17 protein-coding genes are annotated in these 15,623 nt (G+C 34.3%); 11 read left to right on the top strand and 6 right to left on the bottom strand.

Annotation, left to right across the window (positions count from 1 at the left end; all coding sequences use genetic code 11):
- The first annotated feature begins 116 nt into the window (after positions 1-116).
- The 7 genes from CBF36_RS04305 to CBF36_RS04275 all read left to right on the top strand — a co-directional run bounded on the left by CBF36_RS04305 (position 117) and on the right by CBF36_RS04275 (position 6,162).
- On the top strand, positions 117-1,295 hold the full coding sequence (locus CBF36_RS04305; protein WP_125956931.1) for a glycoside hydrolase family 88 protein: 1,179 nt from the start codon (positions 117-119) through the stop codon (positions 1,293-1,295).
- Positions 1,296-1,307: 12 nt separating this feature from the next.
- Complete coding sequence (locus tag CBF36_RS04300) at positions 1,308-1,808, top strand: PTS sugar transporter subunit IIB (protein WP_125956929.1); 501 nt, start codon at positions 1,308-1,310, stop codon at positions 1,806-1,808.
- Between the two features lie 18 nt (positions 1,809-1,826).
- Positions 1,827-2,606 (top strand): PTS mannose/fructose/sorbose/N-acetylgalactosamine transporter subunit IIC, encoded by a 780-nt coding sequence (locus CBF36_RS04295; protein WP_125956927.1) that lies wholly within the window; start codon positions 1,827-1,829, stop codon positions 2,604-2,606.
- Positions 2,596-3,411, top strand: coding sequence for a PTS system mannose/fructose/sorbose family transporter subunit IID (locus CBF36_RS04290; protein ID WP_079346280.1), 816 nt, complete (start codon positions 2,596-2,598; stop codon positions 3,409-3,411). The genes CBF36_RS04295 and CBF36_RS04290 overlap by 11 nt, the downstream gene beginning before the upstream one ends.
- 15 nt (positions 3,412-3,426) lie before the next feature.
- On the top strand, positions 3,427-3,879 hold the full coding sequence (locus CBF36_RS04285) for a PTS sugar transporter subunit IIA (RefSeq protein ID WP_125956925.1): 453 nt from the start codon (positions 3,427-3,429) through the stop codon (positions 3,877-3,879).
- A gap of 3 nt (positions 3,880-3,882) precedes the next feature.
- Positions 3,883-4,158: a preprotein translocase subunit YajC gene (yajC, locus tag CBF36_RS04280; protein WP_125956924.1), complete on the top strand. Its 276-nt coding sequence runs from the start codon at positions 3,883-3,885 to the stop codon at positions 4,156-4,158.
- Between the two features lie 78 nt (positions 4,159-4,236).
- A complete protein-coding gene (locus CBF36_RS04275) occupies positions 4,237-6,162 on the top strand; it encodes a heparinase II/III domain-containing protein (RefSeq protein ID WP_125956922.1) in 1,926 nt (641 codons plus the stop codon).
- A gap of 72 nt (positions 6,163-6,234) precedes the next feature.
- On the opposite strand, the gene ppnP is transcribed toward CBF36_RS04275, so the two are convergent.
- Both ppnP and CBF36_RS04265 read right to left on the bottom strand, forming a co-directional pair.
- Positions 6,235-6,549, bottom strand: coding sequence for a pyrimidine/purine nucleoside phosphorylase (ppnP, locus tag CBF36_RS04270; RefSeq protein ID WP_125956920.1), 315 nt, complete (start codon positions 6,547-6,549; stop codon positions 6,235-6,237).
- Between the two features lie 69 nt (positions 6,550-6,618).
- Entirely contained in the window at positions 6,619-7,182 is a 564-nt protein-coding gene (locus tag CBF36_RS04265) for a helix-turn-helix domain-containing protein (RefSeq protein WP_125956919.1), read from the bottom strand.
- 185 nt (positions 7,183-7,367) lie between these two features.
- On the opposite strand from CBF36_RS04265, the gene CBF36_RS04260 reads away from it, so the two are divergent.
- From CBF36_RS04260 to proC, 4 genes are all read left to right on the top strand, one after another.
- The gene (locus tag CBF36_RS04260) at positions 7,368-8,156 is read left to right on the top strand and encodes a radical SAM protein (RefSeq protein WP_243637973.1); all 789 of its coding nucleotides are present in this window, start codon (positions 7,368-7,370) and stop codon (positions 8,154-8,156) included.
- A 26-nt stretch (positions 8,157-8,182) separates the two neighbouring features.
- On the top strand, positions 8,183-10,585 hold the full coding sequence (gene hypD, locus CBF36_RS04255; protein WP_125956917.1) for a trans-4-hydroxy-L-proline dehydratase: 2,403 nt from the start codon (positions 8,183-8,185) through the stop codon (positions 10,583-10,585).
- Between the two features lie 73 nt (positions 10,586-10,658).
- The gene (locus CBF36_RS04250; RefSeq protein WP_125956916.1) at positions 10,659-11,864 is read left to right on the top strand and encodes a CD0519/CD1768 family membrane protein; all 1,206 of its coding nucleotides are present in this window, start codon (positions 10,659-10,661) and stop codon (positions 11,862-11,864) included.
- A 20-nt stretch (positions 11,865-11,884) separates the two neighbouring features.
- A complete protein-coding gene (proC, locus tag CBF36_RS04245) occupies positions 11,885-12,688 on the top strand; it encodes a pyrroline-5-carboxylate reductase (RefSeq protein WP_125956914.1) in 804 nt (267 codons plus the stop codon).
- A 120-nt stretch (positions 12,689-12,808) separates the two neighbouring features.
- On the opposite strand, the gene CBF36_RS04240 is transcribed toward proC, so the two are convergent.
- From CBF36_RS04240 to CBF36_RS04225, 4 genes are all read right to left on the bottom strand, one after another.
- A complete protein-coding gene (locus CBF36_RS04240) occupies positions 12,809-13,225 on the bottom strand; it encodes an FUSC family protein (RefSeq protein WP_165865375.1) in 417 nt (138 codons plus the stop codon).
- Between the two features lie 110 nt (positions 13,226-13,335).
- A complete protein-coding gene (locus tag CBF36_RS04235; protein WP_125956910.1) occupies positions 13,336-13,851 on the bottom strand; it encodes a hypothetical protein in 516 nt (171 codons plus the stop codon).
- Between the two features lie 147 nt (positions 13,852-13,998).
- Positions 13,999-14,808 carry a PTS system mannose/fructose/sorbose family transporter subunit IID gene (locus tag CBF36_RS04230; protein WP_125956909.1) on the bottom strand — a complete coding sequence of 270 codons (810 nt, stop codon included), beginning with the start codon at positions 14,806-14,808 and terminating at the stop codon, positions 13,999-14,001.
- A complete protein-coding gene (locus CBF36_RS04225; protein WP_125956908.1) occupies positions 14,795-15,598 on the bottom strand; it encodes a PTS mannose/fructose/sorbose/N-acetylgalactosamine transporter subunit IIC in 804 nt (267 codons plus the stop codon). The genes CBF36_RS04230 and CBF36_RS04225 overlap by 14 nt, the downstream gene beginning before the upstream one ends.
- Between the last annotated feature and the right edge of the window lie 25 nt (positions 15,599-15,623).

The raw sequence follows: 15,623 nt of genomic DNA, 5'->3' as shown, positions 1-15,623 counted from the left end.
TTTTTTTGTTTATACATCCAATTTATCGTGATAAAAAGCTTGTTAAATAGTTATTTTGAAAGTTGGCACGTTACTTGCTTAATATAAAGTGAGAATAATAAAGGAGCGAAGTGACGATGATAAAAGAAGATTTATTAAATGCACAACGTTATTATGGATCAGGATTACTATCTAAAAAAGATATCACCGATGCATTGGATCGTGCAGTGGCTTTAGTAGATGAGAATATTAAAAAATTTGGTGAAACGTATCCAAGTCCTGCTACTAAAAATGGCTTTTACGAGAAAATGAAAAATATTGAATGGACAAATGGCTTTTGGACTGGAATGTTATGGTTAGCTTATGAATACACTGGTGATGAAAAATACCGTCAATTAGCTGACAAACATGTCACAGATTTTTTACATCGTATTGAAGAAAAAATAGAAGTCGACCATCACGATTTAGGATTTCTTTATATCCCTTCTTGTGTGAGCGCATACAAATTAACAGGGAATGAAGAAGCTAAAAAAGCTGGCATTTTAGCAGCCGACCAACTCATTTCAAGATACCAAGAAAAAGGTGAATTCATTCAAGCTTGGGGTGAGCTGGGAGCAGAAGATAACTACCGTTTAATCGTTGACTGTATGTTAAATATTCCTCTTCTTTACTGGGCATCAGAAGAAACAGGTGATATGACGTATTCAGAGATTGCAGATAAACATTACCAAACAACTTTAAAAACAGCGATTCGAGAAAACGCCTCAAGTTTCCATACATTTTATTTCGACCCTAAAACTGGTGAACCATTAAAAGGCGTGACTCGTCAAGGTTATTCAGATGATTCCAGTTGGGCACGAGGACAAGCGTGGATTGTTTATGGTATGGCACTTCAATATTATCAAACACACAATGATTACATTGTAGAAGATTTTAAAGCTGTTACAAACTATTTATTAAATCGTTTGCCAGAGGATTTGGTACCTTATTGGGATTTAATCTTTACTGATGGTAGTGGGCAATCAAGAGATTCATCATCTGGCGCGATTGCAGTATGTGGAATGAATGAGATGTTGAAATATTTACCAGAATCAGATGAATTGGCAATGACGTATCGTTACGCGTCTCATGCTATGCTAGGCAGTTTGATTAAGAACTACACATACACTAATTTAGAGAAAGAAAATGGCTTATTAACTCATGGTGTTTACTCATGGCACTCAGGAAAAGGTGTTGATGAAGCAAATATCTGGGGAGATTATTTCTACATGGAAGCACTTCTTCGTTTTTATAAAGACTGGACATTATATTGGTAGGAGGAAAAAACAATGACAGAACCAAATATTAAAATGGTCCGAATCGACGAACGCTTGATTCACGGACAAGGGCAATTATGGATTAATTCACTTGGAGCAAATTTAGTAATTGTAGCCAATGATGAGGTATCAACAAGCAGTATTCAACAAACATTAATGAAATCACTAATTTCAAAATCAATTGGGATGCGTTTTTTCAGCATTGAAGAAACATGTGACAAAATCCATAAAGCATCACCTAAACAATCGATTTTCCTAGTAGCTAAAAATCCTAAAGATGTTTTACGTTTAGTTGAAGGAGGCGTGCCAATAAAAGAATTAAACGTTGGGAACATTCACTTTGCAGAAGGTAAAAAACAATTAACCAATTACATTTCACTTGGTGAAGAGGATTTAGCAGCATTAAAAACGTTACACAATGAATATGGGGTACAGTTCAATACACAAACAACACCAATGGGCGGCGACGCTGGTGGTGGTTTAGATTTAAACAAATACGTCGAAGAAAATTAACCGTTGGAGGTAAAATAAATGGATGCAACATTCGTACAGGCATTATTAGTTGGGTTATTTGTTTCATTTTGTTTAATCGGTCAGTTAATTGGTATCTATACTAACCGCGCAATCTTTTTATCATTTGGTGTCGGACTTATTTTAGGTGATGTTCAAACAGGGTTATTAATGGGAGCTACAGCTGAATTAGCCTTTATGGGATTTGGTGTTGGAGCAGGAGGAACTGTTCCGCCTAATCCAATTGGACCAGGGGTAGTTGGAACCATTATGGCAATTGCTTTAAAAGACACAGGGATGGACGTGCCAACAGCATTGTCTTTATCATTCCCGTTTGCTGTAATGATTCAATTTGTGATTACATTTATTTATTCATTAAATGCTGGATCACTTTCTTGGGCAACAAAATCTATCCAAGAAGGAAATTACAAATCATTTAAATTAACATCAAACTTAACATTTATCGGATTTGGGGTATTTGGTTTTATTATTGGATTAGTTGCGACAATGAGTATTGAAGTATTACGCGCGTTTGTTAATATTATTCCTCAAGCGCTTATTTCAGGGTTATCTGTTGCAGGAGGTTTACTACCAGCTATTGGGTTTGCCATGATTTTAAACGTTATGGTGAAAAAAGAATTCATTCCAGCTATTTTATTAGGCTATGTGTGTATTTCTTACTTAGCAATGCCAGTTATTGGGTTAGCATTTGCCGGAGCAATCTTAGCATTAAACAACTTCTATAATAAAGGCAATGGTCAAGCAGAAGAACAAGAGGAGGTAATCGAAGATGGCATCTAACCAACAACCAGTATTAACTAAAAAAGACTATTTTAAAGCGAGTTTACGTTCATACGTGTTACAAAATGGATTTAACTATGGAAATTATCAAGGAACAGGGTATGCAAATATTCTTTTCCCTTCTCTTAGAAAAATTTACAAAGATGACGAAGAAAAATTAAAAGATGTGACAATCTCTAACTTAGAGTTTTACAATACAAATCCTCAGTTAGTTCCATTTATTACAAGTATGCAGTTAGCGATGTATGATAGTGGACAAAACGAAGAAGACACGCGTGCGATTAAATTTGCGTTGATGGGACCTTTATCAGGGATTGGTGATTCATTATCTCAATTTGGTTTAGCCCCATTATTCTCGACCATTGCAGCAGGTATGGCATTAGATGGATTGATTGCAGGACCTATCTTCTTTATCGTGTGTATGTTTGGTATCACATTTGGTTTACGTATGTTAATGGGTTACTTAGGCTATAAATTAGGTACTAACGTTATTGATACTTTAAGTGAAAAAATGGCAAGTATCGCCAAAATTGCGACAACAATTGGCGTGACCGTTATTTCAGGACTATCCGTATCATTTGTTAAAGCTAATTTGGCATTGGAATACGTGACAAAAGTTGAAGGTAAAGATCAAGTGGTGGCACTTCAAACAGTATTTGATAAAATCGCACCAAACCTTTTACCAGTCTTAGTTACAGCAGGGGTATATGTATTAATCAGAAAATACAAATGGTCAACATACCGTTTGATTGCATTGCTTATTGTGTTAGGTATCGCGTTATCAATGCTAGGAATCTTAAAATAGTAGGGTGGAATAAAAATGTTTAAAGTATGCATAGTCGGTCATGGGAACTTCCCATCAGGTGTTTGTTCAGCCTTAAAACTTTTATCAGGAAGCAATGAACAGTTACACTATTTTGATTTAGATCACAATTTAACACATGGAGAGTACGAACAACAATTAACAGCCTTTTTAACAGAAAATGACAATGTCATGATTTTTGCTGATATGACAGGGGGAGCACCTCATCAAATCGCGACACGCTTATTATTAGAACTAGGCAAAAAAAATCAATTTATCTTATCTAGTGTGTCATTAAATCTGATTTTAGATTTATACATGAAAAACAGCATGGGTGTATTAACGACAGACAATGTGTCTGCTGAGTTATCAAATAGTATGGCTGAAAGCAAAGAAATGTTGATGGTAATGCCTGATATTTCTGAAGAAAAAGTGGAAGATGTGTCTGTTACTGAAGAAGAAGGTATCTAAAACATGAAAACAGTCGGGATTATCTTACTCATACTGCTTGTCATACTTTATGTTGTTGTTTTACCCCTTGCAAAGAAAAGATATCAACAAAAGCAATTAGTCGATATGCAATCTTTTTTAAATGAATTGTCGGTTGGTGACCAAGTGATGATGAATAGTGGCATTATTGGGAAAATTAATCGAATAGATGAGCATATTGTTCATCTTAAAGTAGCAACAGATACCATTATTCGAGTGGATAAACATTCACTTATTGGCCGATACAACGAAGAAAAATAAGTAGTAAAGAAGTTACGATCACTCTATGCTAAGCATGAGATAAACGTAGCTTCTTTTTTATTAGAGGAGGAATATTATATGGCTCAATCATTTTTTGACAATCAAGAACCAAACAGTGTGCTTCTGTTTGAAAATAGTCAGTTACTCTTAAAAAATCACTTTCAATTTATCCATCCATATGACATGGAACCATGTAAAGAGGTAGTCGCATTTGACGCAGGGATTGACTGGGAATACATACCTTTTGATGATGAAGAGTGGAACTACATGTTAAATCGTCAAGAATATTTACTTGATTTATGTGTGAGTTTTGACATAACGAGTGACAAAAAATATTTGGAAAAGGGAAAAGAATTTATTTTTGACTGGATTTCTAAAAATGGGACGACAATAAATTGGCGCACGATTGATACTGGGATTCGTTTAACTTATTGGCAAGTTATGTTGTCCTATTTAAAAAAGGAATCACTGTTAAGTGAGTTAGAAAAAGAAACAGTACAGCAAAGTATTCATCAGCAAATCACTTATCTAGATGATAATTATATTGATAAATATGACCTGAGTAATTGGGGGATTTTAATTACAACTGGATTTTTTATCATGACCCAAGGATACTCAGAAAGTTGTGTTCAAGAAATACATGACAGAATGCTTAGTCGATTAAAAAAGCAGCTGAGATTACAAATACAGCCATCAGGTAATCATTGGGAACAATCACCATTATATTTTATGGAAGTGTTACGAAGTTTAGTGTTTATTCATCAAAGCCAAGTGTTAAGAGATGACCCCGTACAAAAACTACTAGAAGAAAAAATTTTTTCTATGTATCGCTTTATGCCACATTTTGTGACACCCAATGGCACCACTATTTTACAAGGTGATACTGATGAAATGAGAGTTAAAGATGTGATACAAACGATATCACTCATTTATAAACAACCATTGCCTGTCCTATTTGGAGAGTCTGTATCGGTTGATTATATGATGTTATATTTTAGTCAAAAAAAATTAACTATTACAACCTGGAAAAAAGAAATAAAAAATAATATTAGTAAAAATAGCGTGACCAGTATGAGTGATGATTACACTGGGAATTATTATTTTCGAAGCGACTGGAGTTCATCTGCCTCCTATTGTCATTTATATAATGGGAACTTAGGTAGTGGACATGGTCATTTGAGTTTAGGGCACGTTGATTTGTCACTACGAGGAGATAATCTTTTTGTTGACAGTGGTCGACTGACATATACGGAGTCAAAATTAAGAGAAACACTAAAAGAAAGTATGCAACATAATACGGTTGTCATAAATGATCAACCATTTGGTAACGCAATAAACTCATGGGGATATAGTGAGGTTCCGACAAGTTTAGCTAATCGCTCTTATGAAGATTCATATTTTTGGTCAGTTAGAAGTATGTATTTAGACAATCAACTATATGGTACATTTAAAGTTGTCAGAACGGTATTGTATTTGAAAGAATTAGATAGTTTCGTTATATTAGATCAGGTGATAGAAACACCATCAAGCGTATTTTCTCACCTGACACGCCAATTTCATCTCAATCCCAATGTGGGTATTAAAAAAGTATCAACTAAACTGGTACTGACAATAAGAGACGATGACTACTATCTTTCTTTTGGTAAAAGTAATCTTACGATAGAACCAAGCGTGTATTCTCCAAAATATAATGAACTAGTAGTGAATGAAAAGATTATTACAACAAGTACACAGCCATCTCAAGCATTATTAGTGACACCACATAAACATGTGTCTTTAGAAAAGGTTCATGTTAGTAAAACAGATAATGGATTGGTGGAAGATAATCAATGTTTTGCTTTAAAGGTAACAGAAGGAAGTCAAGAGTGGCTTATTTATTCCATGATTGAAGATACCTACTCAGGGCATAAATTATATTTAATAGATAACCATGAAGTATATGGTCAGTTGGGTGTGGTTAAAGTGAAAAGTGAACAAGAATTAGGATACACACGTTTGTTTTAATCATATAGTAACAAAAAATACTTCTCGTTTGTTGAGAAGTATTTTTTGTATGCACAACTATTCAGTTTTTGATTAAGAATAAGAACAACTATAATCTGCAAAAGTATCTACTTTGACTTGGAAACTACTGTCTTTAGCCACAGTAAAAGACGTACCGGCTGTAAATTCTTTCCAATCATCATCGTTTTCTCTTTTTATCACCATACTTCCATTAAGTACCGTCATTAATTCTGTAGAAGAGGTGTTAAATTCATAAGAACCAGGTTGCATGAAACCTAACGTCACGATTTCACCATCAGCTGTTTCAACAGTACGGCTATTTACTTTTCCGTCGAAATAGACGTTGGCATTTTGGACAATTGTAGCATTGTTAATTTTTTTGCTCATAATAGACTAACCTCATTTCAAATTGATACTCTCATTATATTCATGTACGTGAATATTTTCAAGTTAAAATTAATTAGTTGATTTAGGAGCATGAACAATAATAACTTTCGTGACAACATCTGACATATTATCCCAATTATGAGGGTAATCTGAATTAAAATGGGCAGAGTCTCCTGCGTAAAGTTTGATATCTTGATCTCCCCAAGAGAGAGTTAAGACACCTTCTAAAACATATAAAAATTCTTCCCCATCATGTGTGTAGGGGGCAGGGACTTCTTTGGTTTCATTGGGCATTATCTCAATATATTCTGGGGACATGGTTAAGTCATCATTAAATCTTCCTAGATTGAAATGGACCACCCTGTTAACATGCTGAATATAAGGACGAAGGTAACCACGGACAATAATATCTTGTTCTACTGATGGTTGCAGTGGATGTTCTGTTGTAAAAAAAGTCGTGATATCTGTTTCCAATATTTCGGCAATTTTATTTAAATGCTTAACATCAATTGTAGTAATTCCACGTTCAAATTGTGAAATAAATCCAGTGGACAGCCCTGTTAGCTCAGACATATTTTTAATAGTCATTTTTTTTTTATTCCGTAAGTATTTAACTTTTTCTCCTAATTCCATAAGTACCTCCAAAGTGTCTATTTGTATTTATTAAGTATAAAGTAATATTAAAAAAAAACAAATCGGGTAACGCTTTCTTTACAAAGAGTTATGATGAATGTCTATGTTATTTAATTCATATTCATAAAAAAATATTGATTTTTTTCACTTAAGTGAATACAATATGGGTGTAGAGAGAAATCGAGGTGAATGATTTGAAAGCGCCATATATTTTCAATATCCAAAAGTTTTCAGTACACGATGGACCAGGTATAAGAACAACTATTTTTTTTAAAGGATGTCCTATTCGTTGCTTGTGGTGTCATAATCCCGAGAGTCAGAAGTACAATCAAGAGGTGATGTTAACGAGTGAAGGGGAGGAAGAAATTGTTGGTCAGCATTATACTATAGAACAAATTGTGAAAAAAGTTCAATCTGACCAGATTTTTTATGACCAATCTGGAGGAGGTGTAACGTTTTCTGGTGGTGAAGTCATGACACAACCCATAGATTACATTGTAGAGTTAGCTAGCAGAATAAAACGTTTAGGTATATCGTTAATGATTGATACGTGTGGGGTTGCTCCGGTAGAAAATTATCAGAAGATATTACCTTATGCTGATGGTTTTTTATATGATTTAAAGTTCATAAATTCACAAGACCATTTCAAATATGTAGGGAAAGATAATTCATTAGTAAAAGATAATTTAAAATTTATTTCGGATAATGGTGGGGCTATCTATTTACGATTAATTTTATTAAAAGGCATCAATGATTCGATGGATACCATGGAAAAAACAGTGGAATGGTTAAAAGAAAATAATATTAAAATATCAGAAATTGATTTACTACCTTATCATGATTTTGGAAGAGATAAGTATAATCGATTAGGAAGAAAATGTACTCAGAATTTCGAGGTACCTGATGAACAACACGTTTTGAATATTAAATACTATTTACAACAAGAAGGATACAACGTCAAAATTGGCGGTTAATATATTAAAAATGAGGAGGAAATATGATGACACACTTAACATTGGAAAAAGATAGAAGAGGTTCTACCGAACGCATTAAGAAATTAAGGGATATTAGTGATAATCAGTGTGAACCTTGTGTATCTATGGAAAGAGCGGTTTTATTAACAGAAGCTTATAAAAAATATGAAGGAAAAGTTTCAGCTCCAGTACTACGTGGAAAAGCGTTTAAATACATTATGGAAAATAGAACGCTCTATATTGAGAAAGGTTCTTTAATCGTTGGGGAAAAAGGTCATAAGCCTTGGGCAGCTCCTACTTTCCCAGAACTATGTTGTCACTCATTAGAAGATATGGATAACATGAATAACCGTGAAAAAGTATTTTTCCGTGTTTCTGAAGAGGATAGAAAAATTCAAGAAGACGTCATTATACCTTATTGGAAAGATAGAGCTTTGATGACAAGGATGGAGAGCTTACTTCCAGAAGAGTGGCATAAATTATTTAATGCCGGCTTGTATACAGAATTTTTAATGCAAAGAGGACCAGGTCATACTGTTGCAGATGGAAAGATATACCAAAAAGGTTATATTGACTTCATCGACGATATTCAAAGAAGTATTGATAATTTAGATTATAATAACGATTTGGAAGCATTAAATAAAAAAGAAGAACTTGAAGGTATGAAGTTAGTTTGTGAGGCTATGATTATTTTTGGTGAACGTTATGCTCAAAAAGCACGTGAATTAGCAGCAGTTGAAACAGATGAACAATGGAAACAAGAATTACTAGAATTAGCTGAGGTTTGCGATGTTGTCCCTAAACATGCGCCTAAAACTTTCCGCCAAGCAGTTCAAATGTATTGGTTTACTCATATTGGTGTAACAGTAGAAATGAATAATTGGGATGCCTATTCTCCAGGTAAATTAGATCAACATTTAGAACCTTTCTATAATCAAGAAATCGCTTCAGGTGACTTAACTCGAGAAGAAGCACGAGAAATTTTAGAAAACTTATGGATTCAATTTAATAACCAACCAGCTCCCCCTAAAGTTGGTATAACACTTAAAGAAAGTGCTACCTATACAGATTTTTGTAATATTAATACTGGAGCACTTAGACCAGATGGAACATCTGGAGTGAGTGATGTGAGTTATTTAATCTTAGAAGTAATGGATGAAATGAAGCTGTTACAACCTAGTTCAAACGTTCAAATCTCTAAAAAAAGCCCAGAACACTTTTTAAGAGAAGCGATAAAAGTCTCTCGAAAAGGTTGGGGCCAACCAGCATTTTATAATTCAGAAGCGATTGTTCAAGAATTACTTTTCCTTGGTAAAGAAATTGATGATATCAGAGAAAGTGGCATTGCCAGTGGGTGTGTCGAAACAGGAGTGGCTGGTAAAGAAGCATATGTCTTAACTGGTTATCTAAATGTTCCTAAAGTGTTGGAATTAGTTCAAAATAGAGGGTTTGATACCTATAGCAACCAGCAAGTTGGGCTAGACTTAGGTGATCCATGCAAATTTTCTTCATATGAAGAATGGTATGAGGCATTCTTTAAACAATTGAAGTATGTTGTTGATGTTAAAATTGCTGGAAATAATATTATTGAACGGATGTATATGGAATCTATGCCTGTTCCATTGTTATCTGTTATAACAGATGATTGTATTAGTTCAGGAGTGGACTACAATGCAGGTGGAGCACGTTATAATACAAGTTATGTACAATGTGTTGGTATTGCAACGATAACAGATTCTTTAGCGTCAATTAAGAAAAACGTTTATGAGGATAAAGTTGTCTCTATCAGTGAATTATTAGCTGCTTGTAAAGCTGATTTTAAAGGATATGATGACATATTTGACCTTGTTCATAATAAGACCCCTAAATATGGAAATGATGATGACTATGCAGATAGCTTAATGGTAGACGTCGCAGAATCTCTACAAGAAACGATTGCAGGTAGAAAGACACCTAAAGGAGCAACAACCGTTGTAGAATTTTTACCTACTACCTGTCACGTATACTTTGGACAAGTGATGGAGGCAAGTCCTAATGGTCGTCACGCTCATATACCTTTACCAGATGGTATTTCTCCAGAAAAAGGAGCAGACAGAAATGGTCCAACAGCTGTAATAAAATCTGCTTCAAAACTAGACCAACTAAAAACTGGTGGAGCTTTGTTAAATCAGAAGTTCACTCCAGCAGTGGTAGCAGGTGAAGAGGGAATTAGTCATATGGCTAGTTTAATTCGTTCATACTTTGCAATGGATGGGCATCATATGCAATTTAATGTGATTGACCGTGCAACACTTATAAAAGCTCAAGAAAATCCTAAAGAATATGAAAACTTGATTGTTCGTGTAGCTGGCTATTCAGATTACTTTAATAATTTAGATCGTGCATTGCAAGATGAAATTATTAATCGAACAGAACAAGAATTTGCTTAAAAATAATTTAGTCACATCATATAAGGTTATGGTGTGACTAATTTTATAAAATATGTTTTATAAGGAGAATGTTATGGATGGGAAACAAGAAGATGTTGTATCGTTAACGGAAGAAAACAATCCGTTATTACGTAAGGAAATAACGAAGGGAACCTTTATCTGTATTGCGTTTGTTGTGTTGATAGCAGTATACTTTGGTAGTGTTATGGGCGTAGGCGTCATGTTTAGTGTTATTATGAAAACAGCTCATGATTTATTACTTAATACATGTTTTTATATTATGGGTGTAGCGGTTTTGGCTGGAGCTGTTTCTTCTGTTTTTTCTGAATTTGGTGTAACGGCATTATTAAATAAATTAATTTCACCTATCATGAAACCTTTATTTGGTTTACCAGGAGCCTCTGCATTGGGTGCAGTTACGTGTTTTTTTTCTGATAACCCAGCCATTGTTTTAATTGCGAAAGATCCAGGATATGCTAAATATTTCAAAAAGTATCAGTGGGCAACTATGATAAATTTTGGAACAACTTTTGGAATGGGGATTATCATAACTGGTGGTATTTTAGGAATTCAATCAGGAAAGTATGCTAATAGTGTGATAGTAGGTCTCATTTGTGCCATTATTGGTGGGGTTGTGAGTAATAGATTGTTAATGCGCAAAACGAAAAAAATCTATGGTACTGAAGAAGGGGTTTCAGATGAATACTTAGACGCAAAAACAGAACAAACACCTGCAGGATACCGAAAAGTACGTGATGGTAGTCCTTTCCAGAGAGGGTTAAATGCAACCTTTGATGGTGGTAAAGCAGGAGTGGATTTGGGCTTAGGCATTATACCAGGTATACTTATCTTTACAACATTGGTTATGATGTTGACAAATGGTCCAAGTATCGTGGATGGACAGGCTATTTATCAAGGTGTAGCTTATGAAGGGACAGGGTTGCTACCATATTTATGTGAGAAGATATCATTTATCTTAACTCCATTATTTGGTTTTGCTAATCCAGAAGTTTTAGGGTTACCACTGACTTCTTTAGGTGCATGTGGTGCTTCGATTGCAGGAGCGAAATCTTTAGCTGATCAAGGTTTATTAAATGGTCATGATATGGCCGTTTACTTTGCGATTGCCTATTGTTGGGCAGGCTTTTTATCAAGCCATGCATCAATGGCAGATGCGATGAAAACTCGTTCAATTTTAACTTACGCGATGTTTTCTCATTTTATCGGAGGGTTAGTAGCCGGTTTAGTGGCTAATTATGCGTATATGTTGATTTTTTAACATAAGAAAGGAATAGAATAATGACAAAAACTATTGGATTTTATGGAACAGGAAATATGGGACGTGCGATGATTCAGGGGTTAATTCAATCAAAATTATATGAAGCAAAAGATATTTTGATTTATGATGTCTATCAACCTATCGTAGAAAAATTAGTGAAGGAATTAGGGGTTACACCAGCAGATGGACCAGAGAACCTAGCGGAAAAAAGTGATACGATTATATTTGCAGTAAAACCTTATGTGTTGCCTAATTTATTAAAAGAATTATCACAAAATTTAACAACAAGTCAGGTGTTAATATCTGTTGCGGCAGGTGTTAATATTTCAACGATTGAACAAGCATTAACATCTCAGCATAAAGTTGTTAGAGTCATGCCTAATACACCCGCATTAGTAGGGGAAGGCATGTCTGCACTAGCTTGTAATGCTAATGTTTCAGAATCAGAAGAAAAAGAAGTGTTAGAAATATTCAATAGTTTTGGAAAAGCTCAATTAGTAAGTGAGAATTTAATTGATGCAGTGGTTGGTGTAAGTGGATCAGCACCAGCATATGTTTACATGTTTATTGAAGCTTTAGCAGATGGTGCTGTATTAGAGGGGATGCCACGTCAACAAGCTTATGAATTTGCCGCACAAACCGTTTTGGGCTCAGCAAAAATGGTATTAGAAACTAAGAAACATCCAGGTGAATTAAAAGATATGGTTACGTCTCCTGGAGGTACCACCATCGAAGCTGTTAAAGTGCTGGAAGATCAAGGATTCCGTTCTGCTGTTATTAATGCTGTTCAAGCAGCATCAAAATGCAATAAACGTTTAAGCTAACAACTTAAGACTCTGCTTCTTAAAGCATGGCTAAATCAAAATGTATAACTAATAATAACCTATTAAATCCTTATTCTATTTAGGATTTAATAGGTTATTATTGTGATGAAGTTAAAAAAATTAATATTGTCTCTTTGATACAGAGAGTCCATACTCAAATAATAGCATGAGGACTAAAACAATACTGATGCCAACAATAGTGTTAAATAGTCGATATGGGATAAGAGAAAGATTAACAGAAGTAGTATTCAAGGAACTAAGTAATAAAATTTGTGGGTTAGTAAAAAAATTAGCAATCGTGTAATTTCTAGGAACAAAGAACACCACACAGATATTTAAAAGGACGATAATTAAATAAATTAGCAGTTCAAAAAGGTTTAAGTTAATTAAAATAATTCCCAATGCTAGTCCAATGATACTGCCAATCATTCGTTGATGAGACCTTATTCTAATTTCATCAATTTTTTCTCCACCTAATATGGCGACAGATATGATGAGAATCCAGTAACCATTTTGTTCATTGAATAAAGTTGACACATATGCTGAACTGAACAAAAAATAATGGAAGAAAAGTGTATGGCTTTTAAAATAATATCAGGATCTCTATAAATCATTACATAATAGTTATCTTTTAATGTTAAGCTAGGCTAATTTTTAGTGGAATTTTTTAGAGGAAGCTTTAACAAGAAAGAAATTACCCCACCAGAGATGAGAGCTCCAAAAATACCAAATAATAGATAATTACTTGTTGTGAAAATATGCTGAATATCACTTAGATTGGTTCCTGTTGCAAACAACATTAAAATGAAAAAATAATCAGGTTTTGGTACATTAAATAATTTAGTAACTAAAAAGTAAAAAAAGGATAGGATACTGATTAAAAATGGAATAGTTTCAGGATGAAACCCGGCGTAAATGCCTATAGTAAATGAAATATATAAACTAATACCATGAAAAAATATGAATCGTATATTTTGATATACGGAAGTATATTGAAAATAAAGGTATGAAAAAGCGCCCATAATCCCAATGGTTGCGATTTTTGTATCGTCTAGAATAACGGCAAATAGAAGTGTAATAAACATTGCAAAACCTGCACCGAGAGGACGAAGAAAAGAATCATCAATTTTTTTTTGAATAAATATGTTTTTAAGATACGTCATATAAACACTCCTTTTCATTATTATAGCAGAACCTCATCGTTTTGATGTGAGAAATCATTTGATAAAAGAGTGACTAGATAGACAAAAAAACCCATCTAATGATTCTGTTTAACAGAACCATTAAATGGCGTAATAGGTGACATGATATTAGGCTAAAATACCAAAAGCGCTTAATACAATTGAAAGGATTAGAATAATCCAAATAACACGTGTAGAGTTTAATTTCTTTTGACCTAACATCCAGTAAGTTAACATGACTAATAATACAGGAACTAGCGCAGGTAAGATAGAATCAAGTGTGTCTTGAATAACTAATTCAACACCGTTTTTCTTATAAACCATTGGAACACTTGCTTTGATAACTGAAGGAATCAAGGCACCGATTACTGTGACCCCTAAAATCGTCGCAGCATTTGTAAAAGCAGCTAGTTTATCTTTTAATGTCGTAACTAACTTAACCCCTTGTTTGTAACCCATCGGAAGTAAAGCAGCACGACCAAATAATAACGCAATGTTTGCAACGATCCAGATAAGACATCCTACAACTGAACCATTTTGTGCCAATGTACCAGCAATAGAACCAAATACTGTACCCCAGATAACGTGAAATAGTGAATCTCCAACACCAGCTAACGATCCCATTAAAGCTGTTTTTAAGCCGACGATGGTGTCTTTTGCAGCATATCCATCTTGTTCTTCAATCGCTACATCAATCCCCATGATTAAGTTCCCAAAGATAGCGTTAGTATTGAAAAATTGATTATGTGTTCTCATCATATCTTTAAATTGTTCATCATTGTCGCCATAAAATTTTTGAAGAGCAGGCATGATACCATATAAGTATCCAGAACTCATCATACGTTCATAGTTCCAGTTTAACTGACTTCCTAAAATATAACGCCAACTCATGGTAGTTAAATCTTTTTTAGTTAATTTTTTACTATTACTCATCTCCATCAAAACCTCCTTCTAAACTAGTAGAGTGACTTGTTACAGTGGCATTTCCGTTAGCAGCTTTTGCAGAGTCACGTTTAAATACTAAGATAGCAGCAACTAGTCCAATGATTGTGACCCCTAACATAGGTACTTGTAAATAAGCAGCAAAGAAGAAACCTAGTAATAAGAACGGAATGTATTGTTTTGTTGGTAAGTAACGTAAAAGAATTCCAACTCCGACAACAGGTAATACTCCACCGGCAGTTTTAAGACCATTCATTAACCATTCAGGAATCGCGTTTGTAATCGCGATAACAGCATTATCTCCAATTAAAAGCATTAATAAAATTGGAATCGCACGAGAGAATCCCCAAAGAAATGATCCAGATAACACTAAGCGAGAAATTTTCTTTACTTGTAGATTTTCAATTGCTGTATCCACTTTGTGTAGTAAAAACACATTACAAAAGCGAGCAATAACGTCTAGTTGTAACATCAGTAAGGATACTGGAACGGCTAACCCAATCCCGTATTCGGCACCTTTACCTGAAATAATGGCGAATGCAGTACCCAGTACAGCCCCTGTAAAGTAGTCGGGAACAGATGCCCCACCAAACGCTGCAATCCCTAAACGCATTAATTGAAGCGTTCCACCAACCATTAAACCAGTTGTTAAATCTCCCATAATAAGACCAGAAATCATCCCAGCAATCGCTGGTTGTGTTAATGTATTTGAAATAAGAGAGTCGTTAATAGCAATAAAAGCATAAATCGTAATTAATATAATTTGAAATGTTCCTAAACTATGCATGATTATCCTCCTTTTAAATCTTTAT

The organism is Vagococcus bubulae, from assembly GCF_003950315.1.
GTDB classification, from domain to species: domain Bacteria; phylum Bacillota; class Bacilli; order Lactobacillales; family Vagococcaceae; genus Vagococcus; species Vagococcus bubulae.
The sequence above is the reverse complement of the archived record's forward strand: the minus strand, read 5'-3'. Positions and strand labels throughout refer to the sequence as shown.

Bases quoted from the DNA above. Each gene is read 5' to 3' on its own strand.
- CBF36_RS04305 (WP_125956931.1), top strand. From the start codon at position 117: ATGATAAAAGAAGATTTATTAAATGCACAACGTTATTATGGATCAGGA.
- CBF36_RS04300 (WP_125956929.1), top strand. From the start codon at position 1,308: ATGACAGAACCAAATATTAAAATGGTCCGAATCGACGAACGCTTGATT.
- CBF36_RS04295 (WP_125956927.1), top strand. From the start codon at position 1,827: ATGGATGCAACATTCGTACAGGCATTATTAGTTGGGTTATTTGTTTCA.
- CBF36_RS04290 (WP_079346280.1), top strand. From the start codon at position 2,596: ATGGCATCTAACCAACAACCAGTATTAACTAAAAAAGACTATTTTAAA.
- CBF36_RS04285 (WP_125956925.1), top strand. From the start codon at position 3,427: ATGTTTAAAGTATGCATAGTCGGTCATGGGAACTTCCCATCAGGTGTT.
- yajC (WP_125956924.1), top strand. From the start codon at position 3,883: ATGAAAACAGTCGGGATTATCTTACTCATACTGCTTGTCATACTTTAT.
- CBF36_RS04275 (WP_125956922.1), top strand. From the start codon at position 4,237: ATGGCTCAATCATTTTTTGACAATCAAGAACCAAACAGTGTGCTTCTG.
- ppnP (WP_125956920.1), bottom strand. From the start codon at position 6,549: ATGAGCAAAAAAATTAACAATGCTACAATTGTCCAAAATGCCAACGTC.
- CBF36_RS04265 (WP_125956919.1), bottom strand. From the start codon at position 7,182: ATGGAATTAGGAGAAAAAGTTAAATACTTACGGAATAAAAAAAAAATG.
- hypD (WP_125956917.1), top strand. From the start codon at position 8,183: ATGACACACTTAACATTGGAAAAAGATAGAAGAGGTTCTACCGAACGC.
- CBF36_RS04250 (WP_125956916.1), top strand. From the start codon at position 10,659: ATGGATGGGAAACAAGAAGATGTTGTATCGTTAACGGAAGAAAACAAT.
- proC (WP_125956914.1), top strand. From the start codon at position 11,885: ATGACAAAAACTATTGGATTTTATGGAACAGGAAATATGGGACGTGCG.
- CBF36_RS04235 (WP_125956910.1), bottom strand. From the start codon at position 13,851: ATGACGTATCTTAAAAACATATTTATTCAAAAAAAAATTGATGATTCT.
- CBF36_RS04230 (WP_125956909.1), bottom strand. From the start codon at position 14,808: ATGGAGATGAGTAATAGTAAAAAATTAACTAAAAAAGATTTAACTACC.
- CBF36_RS04225 (WP_125956908.1), bottom strand. From the start codon at position 15,598: ATGCATAGTTTAGGAACATTTCAAATTATATTAATTACGATTTATGCT.